The organism is Ideonella azotifigens (genome assembly GCF_006519715.1).
Taxonomy (GTDB): Bacteria; Pseudomonadota; Gammaproteobacteria; order Burkholderiales; family Burkholderiaceae_C; genus Ideonella; species Ideonella azotifigens.
In genome coordinates this window covers 1-3,377 of the sequence record NZ_VIDT01000605.1, presented here as the reverse complement: position 1 = coordinate 3,377, position 3,377 = coordinate 1, and the positions used below count along the sequence as shown (strand labels likewise).

3 protein-coding genes and 1 pseudogene are annotated in these 3,377 nt (G+C 68.5%); 2 read left to right on the top strand and 2 right to left on the bottom strand.

Features of this window, described 5'->3' with window-relative positions; all coding sequences use genetic code 11:
• On the bottom strand, positions 1-829 hold an 829-nt coding region (locus FKP22_RS24880), incomplete at its 3' end, for a LacI family DNA-binding transcriptional regulator (protein ID WP_141290338.1).
• A gap of 217 nt (positions 830-1,046) precedes the next feature.
• On the opposite strand from FKP22_RS24880, the gene FKP22_RS24875 reads away from it, so the two are divergent.
• Both FKP22_RS24875 and FKP22_RS24870 read left to right on the top strand, forming a co-directional pair.
• Positions 1,047-2,204 (top strand): L-talarate/galactarate dehydratase, encoded by a 1,158-nt coding sequence (locus tag FKP22_RS24875; protein WP_141290337.1) that lies wholly within the window; start codon positions 1,047-1,049, stop codon positions 2,202-2,204.
• A gap of 35 nt (positions 2,205-2,239) precedes the next feature.
• On the top strand, positions 2,240-3,208 hold the full coding sequence (locus FKP22_RS24870) for a Bug family tripartite tricarboxylate transporter substrate binding protein (RefSeq protein ID WP_141290336.1): 969 nt from the start codon (positions 2,240-2,242) through the stop codon (positions 3,206-3,208).
• Here FKP22_RS24870 and FKP22_RS32695 read toward each other — a convergent pair.
• Positions 3,195-3,377, bottom strand: a pseudogene (locus tag FKP22_RS32695) (LysR family transcriptional regulator); the annotation flags it as partial. The gene FKP22_RS24870 and the pseudogene FKP22_RS32695 sit on opposite strands and share 14 nt — an antisense overlap.

Genomic DNA, 3,377 nt, shown 5'->3' with positions numbered 1-3,377 from the left:
GGTCCTGCGGCACGCGCAGGCCGCGCACCGCGGCTTCGGTCAGCACGCCTTGCGCAAGCTGATCGGAGCTGCAGTAGATGGCGCGCACGCCAGGCGACTTTTGCAGCAGTTCACCCAAAGCGCGCCGGCCCAGCGCCAGGCTGCTGGGCGCCGGCACCACCACCGTGGGCACCTCGCGCCCGATGACGGAGAGAAAGCCTTCGCGCCGGACCGAGGCGCGTTGATCGTCACCGGTCGCAATGCCGACCTGCTGCCAGCCCTTGGCCAGGAAATAGCCGGCGACCGCGGCACCCACCTTGAGGTGTGAGAAGCCGACCATCATGTCCACCGGCCGCTCGCTCAGGTCCCAGATCTCGACCACCGGCGTGCCGAGCCGGCGCAGTTGCTCGCGCGCCTTGGGCGAATGCACCAGCCCGGCGAAGACGATGCCGTCTGGCCGGCGGCTGGCCAATGTGTTCACCAGCGCTTCTTCGCGTGCATGGTCGTAGCCGCTCTGGCCGAGGATCAGTTGATAGCCGGCAGCGGCCAGGGTTTCGGTGAGCGTCTGCACCGTGGGCAGGAACTGCGCGACCGAGATGGCTGGCACCAGCGCCGCCACCGTCATGCTGCGGCGTGACTTCAGACCGCCAGCCAGCAGGTTCGGGATGTAGCCTGTCGCCTCGACGGCCTGACGCACCTTCGCGATGGTCTTCTCGGACACCAGGTCCGGGTTGCCCAGCGCGCGAGACGCGGTGATCAGCGAGACGCCTGCCGAGCGCGCGACGTCGTGCAGCGTGGCGGCACGCGGCGAGGCGGGCGCGGCGTCGGGAGTGGAAGAGGCGTTGGGCATGGCAGCAGCGTGAGACGGCCGCATTGTCCGACACGTTCGACGGGTCGCTTGACGCATCAAAATGACAACGTTACCATTTTCCAATCGAGCGCTCCAGCATCCGGCTCCGGCTTCACGGCACCGGTGCCATTGAACCGATGGTACGGGTAGCAACCGGAATATCGGTTGCGGCTCGCTCAAAAATGACAACGTTACCAATTTCAACCGCCTCCAACCCATGAACGCTTCAGCTTCTCCTGCCTTGGCCGCCGACGACCGCATCGCCTGGCTGCGTGTCTCTTCCTGCTACCTGCCGCTGGCCACGCCCATCAGCGACGCCAAGGTGCTGACCGGCCGGCAAAAGCCAATGACCGAGGTGGCGATGCTGTTCGTCGAGGTGCAGACCGAACAGGGCGCCGAAGGCCTGGGCTTCAGCTACTCTAAGCGGGCCGGCGGACCGGGGCAGTTCGCCCATGCCCGCGAGATTGCGCCGGCCTTGCTGGGCGAAGACCCGAGCGACATCGGCAAGCTGTGGGACAAGCTCTGCTGGGCCGGTGCTTCGGTGGGCCGCAGCGGCCTGTCGACGCAGGCCATCGGTGCGTTCGACGTGGCGCTGTGGGACCTCAAGGCGCGCCGCGCCGGCCTGCCGCTGGCCAAGCTGCTGGGCGCACACCGCGACTCGGTGCGCTGCTACAACACCTCGGGCGGCTTCCTGCACACCCCACTGGAACAGCTGCTGGTGAACGCCGCGGCCTCGGTGGAACGCGGCATCGGCGGCATCAAGCTGAAGGTCGGCCAGCCGGACCGCGCGCTGGACATCCGCCGCGTGGAAGCCGTGCGCAAGCACCTGGGCGACGGCGTGCCCATCATGGTGGACGCCAACCAGCAATGGGACCGGCCGACCGCGCAGCGCATGTGCCGCATCTTCGAGTCATTCGACCTGGTGTGGATTGAGGAACCTCTTGACGCCTACGACCACGAAGGCCACGCCGCGCTGGCCGCCGCGTTCGACACGCCGATTGCCACCGGCGAGATGCTGACCAGCGCCGCCGAGCACGGCGACCTGATCCGCCACCGCGCGGCCGACTACCTGATGCCTGACGCGCCGCGCGTGGGCGGCATCACGCCCTTCCTGAAGGTGGCGGCGCAGGCCGATCATGCCGGCCTGATGCTAGCGCCGCACTTCGCGATGGAGCTGCACGTGCACCTGGCCGCGGCCTACCCGCGCGAACCCTGGGTCGAACATTTCGACTGGCTGGAGCCGTTGTTCAACGAACGGCTGGAGATAGCGCGCGGCCGCATGCGGGTGCCCAAGCGGCCGGGCCTGGGCATCAGCCTGAGCGAGCAGGCACGGGCCTGGACGAGGGAAAGCGCCGAAGTCGGCCAGCGCACCTGATTCACCCGAACACACAACGAACGGAGACACACCGCATGACCCTCAAGCACACCTTTGCCGGCCTGCTGCTCGGCCTGTCCGCCTGCATCGCCCCCGCTTCGGCCGCCTGGCCGGACAAACCCGTCACGCTGCTGGTGCCCTTCCCGCCCGGCGGCTCGACCGACAACATCGCCCGCCTGCTCGGTGCGCAGCTGCAGCAAAGCCTGGGCGCGACCTTCGTGGTCGACAACAAGGCCGGTGCCGCCGGCACCATCGGCGCGGGCCAGGCCAAGCGCGCGGCGCCGGACGGCTACACGCTGCTGGTCGCGTCGCTGGGGCCGTTCGTGATCGCGCCGCACCTGCAGAAGGGCGTGAGCTACGACGCGCTGAAGGACTTCGACTACATCACCGTGGCCGTGCAGTCGCCCAACGTGCTGGCGGTGCCGGTGAACTCGCCGTTCAAGAGCGTGGCCGAGGTCATTGCCTACGAGAAGGCCCATCCCGGCAAGATGACCTTTGCCTCGGCCGGCAACGGCACCAGCGACCACCTCACCGCCGAGCTGTTCTGGCAGCAGACGGCCACCGAGGCGGTGCATGTGCCCTACAAGGGCGGCGCGCCAGCCATGTCCGACCTGATCGGCGGCCAGGTGGACGCGACCTTCATGAACGTCAACACCGCCGTGCCGCACATCAAGGCCGGCAAGCTGCGCGCGCTGGCCATCACCAGCACGCAACGCTCACCGGTGCTGCCGCAGGTGCCGACGATGACCGAGCTGGGCCTGCCCGGCGTCACCGTCTATTCCTGGCAGGCCGTGGCCGCACCCAAGGGCCTGCCGGCAGACATCAAGACCAGGCTGCGCGACGGCATCGTCAAGGCACTCAACGACCCGCAGGTCAAGGCCAGCCTGCTGGACGTGGGCTTCGAGATCGTCGCCAACACGCCCGAGCAGTTCACCGCCTTCCAGGCGACCGAATTCGCGCGCTGGAAGAAGGTGATCGACACCGGGCACATCACCGCGGATTGAGCGGCGGCTTCGTCGTGAAGCGAGGGTCGCAGCCAACGTGCTCGACCAGGAAGGCCAGCACCGCGCGCACCCGCGCCGGCAGGCGCTCGCTGCGGCCCAGATAGACGGCGTGGATGGGCGCGCGCTCATCGGGGTTGAAGCGCTCCAGCACCGGCACCAGCGTGCCGGC